Below are 6836 nucleotides of genomic sequence, written 5' to 3' on the forward strand. Positions count from 1 at the left end.
ACTTGAGCACTTTAAAGTAATTGAGGTATATTCAGACGAAAAGAAGTCAGTCAACTCCCTCTTTGCTTTCTTAATCATCATGGTGGATGGGTATACTCGGCGGCGCTAGCTTTTCAAAGGTAGATTAAGTTAACGAGCAGATTAATGGTATTTATGATATGGATCATCGCGCTATCAGTAACGGCAAGTTTTTCCCGCTGATATTTCTTTATGATTTTTGTTATTGTATAGTCATTGGATAAAGTGCCTTTGATAAAGGAGTCAGTTGTGAAATGCTAAAGATCAGTGCTTTTTCAAAGTTGAGTGGTATTTCCGTCAAGGCGTTAAGATTTTACGATAGCGTGAGGCTGCTTGAGCCCGCCGTTATAGATCCTAATAATGGCTATCGGTACTACACCCAGGAGCAGCTTCTGACCGCTAAGCGCATTACCGCCTTTAAGGAACATGGCTTCACGCTGGATCAAATAAAAACCTTTATGGAAGAGCACCCATTACCTGAAGTAAAACTAAAGTTAGCCGATAAGAAGAAAGAACTTGAGCGTTCCATCCTGGAAGCGCAGCAGCAGTTGAAAGAAATCGATAACAGGATTGCCCGTGTCGAAGAAGCGGATCAACGCCAACATGAAACACCGATAACCGTTCGTAACGTACAGCCTCAACTTACGGCTTCGATTCGTGATATCGTTCCGCGTACGCACCTATGTCTACTGCTTGACGAACTCACAAAGTACGTCAATTCGTATGGGGAGGACGAAGGACGAGATCTGACGATTTTATGGTATGATCATGGCGGCACGTACACAGATCAAGCCGATCTAGAGGTTGCAGTACCGCTGACAAAGGCTATTCCAAGCAACGAAAGAGTGAATGTCCGCTTACTTCCCGAGTTAAAAGCGGCCGCTTCCCTTGTACACCTCTGTAGTCCTTACGATGACTCTTGCCTTGCTGCGGATCAGTTAGCATCATGGATCTCGTCTCAAGGCTATGTCCGTTCCTATAAAGATCCGATCCGTGAAATCTATTTAACTTCGGACAAAGATATTTACGGAAAAATGCGCTTGGCCGAATTGTTGGTTCCTCTTGAGCTTGGTTAAGATCATTAGTGTCTCCATGCCTCCTTCCGGAGTTCATTTTTTCTCTGAAAATAGTTTTGTAATCCCTCTTGACTCTCCCCTTAACGGGAAGGTATACAGTAGCATTACACATCATAAGGGAGTGAGATCTATGAAACGATTGGAAGGAAAAATTGCACTAGTCACAGGCGGAAGTCGCGGTATCGGAAAAGGAATTGCGCTGCAACTGGCGCAAGAGGGCGCTCTGGTTATCGTTCACTATGGCAATCGCCGTGTTGCTGCAGAAGAAGTTGTCCGCACCATTGAAGCGCATGGAGGACAAGCTTTGGCTATAGGAGCAAATCTCGAAACCGTTGCTGGGGTAACGGATTTGGTTCAAACTATGAAGGAAGAGCTCCTTCGCCTAACTGGTCAGAACCAAATCGATATTCTCGTTAATAATGCCGGTATAGGAACTTCCAAAACATTAGAGGAAACTACGGAGGAAGAATTCGACGCGATATTTGCAGTGAATGTAAAAGCACCGTTTTTTCTCGTCCAGCAAACTTCACAGTTTCTGCGTGACGGAGGACGAGTTATCAACATCTCTTCAGGCGTTACACGAATTGCGTATCCCCATATCATGGCGTACAACTTGACGAAAGGTGCCATAAATACGTTTACCCTGCATCTTGCGAAACTATTAGGGTCCCGCGGCATTACAGTTAATGCCGTACTCCCTGGCATCGTCGATACGGACGTGAATGCGGAATGGCTGCATACGCCGGAAGGCCAACAGCATGCAGCCGAAATGTCTGCCCTAGGCAGGATTGGCGAAGCTTCGGATATTGCGGACATCGTGGCTTTCCTCTCGTCATCGGACGGCCGTTGGATTACCGGACAGATGGTTGATGCCACAGGCGGATCACACTTATAATTTCAATCAACAGCCCTTCCATGCAAGATGGATGGGCTGTTTTAATGTTTAATCTTCGTAAAACTTGCCGTTACTTATGGTAAAGTTCTTGATAGTTGAATACTACATATTGTTGAGCAGGCTACCACAGTCTGCTCGTTTATTGAACGGGCAATTTAAGTTAATGAATAAACCACAATGCTTGGCGGCAGAATAAAAGGTTGGGCAGATTCTTGAGAATAATATGCGGTTTAATACTTTTTTCAATGATTGATGAGAACCCACGTAGAAGAAATGTTTGTATTGCTTTTAGGGAATTGCTCTAACGGACAGCATTGTTAAAAAGATATCCTCTCTTTTTTTAATATGACATAACGTGACATATTTGCGGGAACCCGCGGCGGAGAAATCGTCTACGAAGGCGACTTTGCGGGCTTGCTCCGCGCGGATACCTTGACAGGACGGTACTTGAAGCAAAGTCTGCCCTTGAAAACTTCAACCAGGGTGCCTATGGACTGGATGACCGTCACCAGCGCCAATCGATACCGTCTTTATCTGTATGGCACTCAATAACGATTTTAATCTGCGTAGACTTGAGCGGTGTTTGTCGATTGCATGGGACAGTGAAACAACACCGGTTGCTGTTCTCACGAAATCGGATTTGTGTGATGCATATATTGGCCGATTGAGCTAACGGGGAACGATAGCGTGGAGCTGCCGTAAGGGCAGCTCCTCTTGATGTTTATTGAAGTAACGGGCAGAAGAGTGCTGTACGAGTACCAGCTCGGAAAACAAATCAAAGGTTGAGAGTTCGGTATCGGCAAAAAGTTCGGATAAAGGACTGAAAGCACCTAGTTCAAGCGCTCTTAGCTTGACAAAAACTGACCATTTGGTCTAATATAAAACCGGGAGGTCTAATTTATTATGCAGAAATCATTTACACGCACCCAAAGAGCCCGACGTGAGGACATACTCAGTGCCGCGATCATCGTCATCAATCGCGAAGGCTACGCTGCTGCATCAGTCGATAGAATCGCCAAGGAAGCAGAGACGAGTAAGAGCACCGTTCTGTATCATTTCAAGACGAAGGAAGCGATTTATGAAGAGGTGGTCATCACGCTCTATCAGACAGGTGCTGCCTTCATGACCGAACGAATCATGGCTGTCGAGACTTATCGCGATAAACTCTGCGCCTATTTGTCCTCTAATCTGCACTTCATCGCTGAACATGCCGCTCATGTCAACGCCGTTCACCGGATTATTGAGAATGGAGGACTCAAGAGCGACGGTACCGATGCGGTCACGCCTCTGGCAACGCTGTTGTCATCCGGCCAGAAAGCGGGCGAGTTCGGTTCCTTCGATCCCCTGGTGATGGCGCTAGCCATCCGTTCCGTGGTCGATGGAGCATCCTTCTACTTCACAACGCATCCTGATTTGGACTTCGAACACTACATCAACGAGGCCATACAGCTTTTCGACAAAGCTACGGCGCTCTCATAGCGCGGAAAGGAATTATATGCTGGACAAAAACTTGACTGCCAATCATCCGAATCCGCAGAAAGTGTCATCGGCTTTTCGTCTTGTCAGAAGGCTTATCGGCGCCTATCTCGTGATAAGCTGGTTTACCGTCGCGGCGATCATAGTTTTATCGCGCGTCGCTCCAGACCAAGTTAACTCGGAGGCTTGGGTACGCGGGATCATTGTTGCGATTACATCCGTCCTTACGTTCGTCTTCGCCAATCAGGCAGCCGCCGGCAAGCCGCGAGCATTGCTACGATTGCGCATCGTCGTGATAATCTTGCTCATCGCGTTCACCGCCGTGCTTTTCTTTCTGGCCTTGCCAGTCTGGATGAAAGTTGAACAGTTCATTTGTAGCGCACTGCTCCTGATGACTGCCATTCTCATCTTTCGCCCATCATGAGGTACAGAGAGGAAGGCCGGTCTGAGTCCACATGAAAATGTGACAAACCTGAATTATCATTTCCGCAAGGTATCGCCTTGAATGCCGGAGTGGTACTCTGAAGCGGTGCTCTCATTTACCGGGTTATGCGGCGGACTGTGTACGAGAATTGCTGAACTAACGAGGAACGATGGCACAAGTACATCAGAAGAAGGCTGCCGACAGCAAATGGCTCGGTAACCTTCTCGCTTAAGGGCAGTTTTGCACGGAGCGATGTATTGAGGACAGATGAGTTAGCGGCTATTTTTGATTCAGACGGTACAGTCATTGGCAAAAGCAGTAAAGACATGATCTTGAAAAAAGTACAAAACGCACTGTCGCAGACAATGCGTTTTTTTGAAGCTTACCCATCAATCCTTCAATTCTGCTAAGTCGAGCTGGCGAATCCGCGATTGATCGGCGATCATCTCGATCTCGGTGATCTTGCCATCCACAATCTTGAGCTCGAGTACGAAAAGCATTTGACCGCGAGGAGCAACGACTACGCCCACAGATCCGTTCACGAGCACTGGCCTTGCCCCCTGGGCACGACCAGCGAAGCCCTTGGCCACAGCTTCCGCACCGTGAACAACTTGCCATGCTGCGACCGGTGGAAATGCAGGGTCTTGTCGGAGCACAACATCGGGGTCTAATACCGCGAGAAGCTTCTCAAAATCTCTGGTACGCGATGCAGCTAGGAAAGCATCTACAAGCTCCCTTTTTCGCGTGAACTCCTCTGAATCCGCAGTCGCTTTCGCTCCCTGAACCCGACGGCGTGCACGGCTCGCAAGCTGTCTGGCTGCAACCTCGTTACGCCCTATAATCGGGGCGATCCGAGAAAGACAAGGCGAAAATATCGTTTACGCTAACGGGAGGATATTTTAGCAATTTATACAAAAGACATGACAGGGTGGTACAATAAAAAGTGTTAAAATTGGTTCTTCTACCAGTCCGCTCTTTTGCTTATTATTTGTTAAAAGATACAATTTTTGAGAGGAGAAAACCATATGTATATACCTACGCATTTTAAAATTACGGATATATCAATTGCCTACAAGATTATGAGAGAAAATAGTTTTGCTACTTTGTTTTCTCAACATGATGGGACACCATATGCTACCCATTTGCCATTAATTCTCGATAAAAATCATATGTACCTATTCGGGCATTTTGCTCGTCCAAATCCTCAATGGAAAGATATTAGGAATCAAATTGTGTTAGCAGTTTTTCATGGTCCTCATTGTTATATCTCTCCTTCTTGGTATGAGACGAATAAGGCAGCTCCAACATGGAACTATGTGACTGTTCACGTATACGGGGAAGTCGAACTTATAGATGACGAAAATGAGTTAATGGTTTCCTTTAATGATATGGTATTGAAGTACGAAACCCCTAATAGTTCCTACAGGTTGCAGGATGTAGACCCTGACTTTCTAAGTGATTTGAATAAAGGAGTTCAAGGCTTTAAAATGAAAATAAACAGAATAGAAGGGAAAGCAAAGTTAAGCCAAAATCATTCAATACAACGACAGGAATTGATTATTCAACAGCTAGAGAAAATCAAAAATACAGACGAGCAAAAAATCTCCTCTCTTATGAAACAAAATCTTAGGTCATTAAGCTAACGGATGACGATAGTTCAATAAAAACAGCGGCAGTCAGAGGGCATTATTTTTTGTCTGCCCGATATAAAAAAGGTGTCCCTCGGCCATTTTCATGGCTTTTTTATATTTCTCTAACTCAGCATTTAATCTAGCATTCTCTTCCAACAACTTTTGTACATCTGGTATGTCCTTGCGGAAACCCAGCCATCCAAATCGTCTCTTCCTTTATACTCCTTCAATTTTTCATGAATAACCCACCTAACGTGCCATTCTTCTGCAATATGGAATATGGATACATCTTCCATTGCGGATTGCTTAAACTCTTGGAACTTCTCATAGTCTGACATTACGACAAAGTCGTATGGTTTTTGTCTTAGTGCTTCAGCGGTTAAAACAAGAGCGAATCTTGGTTTTCCTAGTTCTCCGGCATAGTCATATTCCCAATGAGGATAATTCTTCGATTCATCGGGAAGCATTGTTCCATAGATTCCTCCGAGAATGAGGATATAATGGTAAATTAAGTAGGGCTTAAATTAACTATTGGGAGGTGAGACATAAATGGCACTTCTGAAGGAAAGTGAGAAGCGTCAGGAGCTCCAATTAATGCACGATGCAATATGGAAGGAGCTTGAAAATCGAGATGAGTTATTCGCCAGCAAATTTTTAAAAAAACAACTGGATGAGTTGATTGACGAGACACCAACACATCCTTACAATGTTGAACCACGTTTATCTACTAAAGCTATCTTGGTAGCTGCATTTACCGGAGTTCTTTTGTTGCTCCTAGTTGTTTGTTGGATTCTACAGTTGCCCTGAGAATCCAACAAACGCCGCAGATTGTTTTGGAGACACGTTAAATAAATTTCCGCAACGGGCAATTTTTCTCCCCGTGTAACAAATAAAAACGACCCTTGTTGGTAATATCCCTTCATGGTACCAACGTAAAAAAGACATCTGGTAACCTGTCACAAGAAAATAAACCATTAGACTGAATAAATAATTAGACTTCCAATGAAGTATTAAGATAAACGGGCAGAATAGCGTGGTGAACAAGTTTTTTTATCGTTAAGGCTGAGAAGACTCCCTCTTCGATAAGGGGGAGATGAATCAGCATCTCTTGTGTATGAATACGAACATATGTGCTATAATTATCATGAAATCACCAAAGGAGGTAGATGCTCGCATGTTGCATCATAAAGCTTTTCGCTTTCGCATCTACCCTACGGAGGAGCAAACGACGCTGATCCATCAGATGTTTGGATGCGCTCGCTTTGTCTTTAACCACTTCCTTGCGAGGTGGAAAGACACCTTCCAAGAAACAGGCA

General features: G+C 44.8%; 9 protein-coding genes and 1 pseudogene. 8 read left to right on the plus strand and 2 right to left on the minus strand.

Annotation, left to right across the window (positions count from 1 at the left end):
• The first annotated feature begins 272 nt into the window (after positions 1-272).
• From ET33_RS32315 to ET33_RS32330, 5 genes are all read left to right on the plus strand, one after another.
• Positions 273-1094 carry a MerR family transcriptional regulator gene (locus tag ET33_RS32315; protein ID WP_036692108.1) on the plus strand — a complete coding sequence of 274 codons (822 nt, stop codon included), beginning with the start codon at positions 273-275 and terminating at the stop codon, positions 1092-1094.
• Positions 1095-1224: 130 nt separating this feature from the next.
• On the plus strand, positions 1225-1989 hold the full coding sequence (locus ET33_RS32320) for an SDR family oxidoreductase (protein WP_036692112.1): 765 nt from the start codon (positions 1225-1227) through the stop codon (positions 1987-1989).
• Positions 1990-2527: 538 nt separating this feature from the next.
• On the plus strand, positions 2528-2662 hold the full coding sequence (locus tag ET33_RS38080; protein WP_081890600.1) for a hypothetical protein: 135 nt from the start codon (positions 2528-2530) through the stop codon (positions 2660-2662).
• A 230-nt stretch (positions 2663-2892) separates the two neighbouring features.
• The gene (locus ET33_RS32325) at positions 2893-3468 is read left to right on the plus strand and encodes a TetR/AcrR family transcriptional regulator (protein WP_036692116.1); all 576 of its coding nucleotides are present in this window, start codon (positions 2893-2895) and stop codon (positions 3466-3468) included.
• A gap of 16 nt (positions 3469-3484) precedes the next feature.
• Complete coding sequence (locus ET33_RS32330; RefSeq protein ID WP_051775906.1) at positions 3485-3889, plus strand: hypothetical protein; 405 nt, start codon at positions 3485-3487, stop codon at positions 3887-3889.
• Between the two features lie 389 nt (positions 3890-4278).
• Here ET33_RS32330 and ET33_RS40085 read toward each other — a convergent pair whose 3' ends face one another.
• A complete protein-coding gene (locus ET33_RS40085; protein ID WP_235206876.1) occupies positions 4279-4437 on the minus strand; it encodes a hypothetical protein in 159 nt (52 codons plus the stop codon).
• Between the two features lie 477 nt (positions 4438-4914).
• On the opposite strand from ET33_RS40085, the gene ET33_RS32340 reads away from it, so the two are divergent.
• Positions 4915-5532 (plus strand): FMN-binding negative transcriptional regulator, encoded by a 618-nt coding sequence (locus ET33_RS32340; RefSeq protein ID WP_036692120.1) that lies wholly within the window; start codon positions 4915-4917, stop codon positions 5530-5532.
• A 33-nt stretch (positions 5533-5565) separates the two neighbouring features.
• On the opposite strand, the pseudogene ET33_RS32345 reads toward ET33_RS32340, so the two are convergent.
• A pseudogene (locus tag ET33_RS32345) lies at positions 5566-6020 on the minus strand (hypothetical protein); the annotation flags it as partial.
• Between the two features lie 49 nt (positions 6021-6069).
• Between ET33_RS32345 and ET33_RS32350 the strand changes: the two are divergent.
• Both ET33_RS32350 and ET33_RS38085 read left to right on the plus strand, forming a co-directional pair.
• Positions 6070-6327, plus strand: coding sequence for a hypothetical protein (locus tag ET33_RS32350; protein WP_036692123.1), 258 nt, complete (start codon positions 6070-6072; stop codon positions 6325-6327).
• A 367-nt stretch (positions 6328-6694) separates the two neighbouring features.
• Positions 6695-6836 (plus strand): helix-turn-helix domain-containing protein (locus ET33_RS38085; protein ID WP_081890601.1); only part of this gene is annotated, 142 nt, incomplete at its 3' end.

This window comes from Paenibacillus tyrphae (assembly GCF_000722545.1).
GTDB lineage: Bacteria > Bacillota > Bacilli > Paenibacillales > NBRC-103111 > Paenibacillus_G > Paenibacillus_G tyrfis.

Coding starts and splice junctions, on each gene's coding strand:
- ET33_RS32325 (WP_036692116.1), top strand. CDS start 2,893: ATGCAGAAATCATTTACACGCACCCAAAGAGCCCGACGTGAGGACATA.
- ET33_RS32340 (WP_036692120.1), top strand. CDS start 4,915: ATGTATATACCTACGCATTTTAAAATTACGGATATATCAATTGCCTAC.
- ET33_RS32315 (WP_036692108.1), top strand. CDS start 273: ATGCTAAAGATCAGTGCTTTTTCAAAGTTGAGTGGTATTTCCGTCAAG.
- ET33_RS32320 (WP_036692112.1), top strand. CDS start 1,225: ATGAAACGATTGGAAGGAAAAATTGCACTAGTCACAGGCGGAAGTCGC.
- ET33_RS38080 (WP_081890600.1), top strand. CDS start 2,528: ATGGCACTCAATAACGATTTTAATCTGCGTAGACTTGAGCGGTGTTTG.
- ET33_RS32330 (WP_051775906.1), top strand. CDS start 3,485: ATGCTGGACAAAAACTTGACTGCCAATCATCCGAATCCGCAGAAAGTG.
- ET33_RS32350 (WP_036692123.1), top strand. CDS start 6,070: ATGGCACTTCTGAAGGAAAGTGAGAAGCGTCAGGAGCTCCAATTAATG.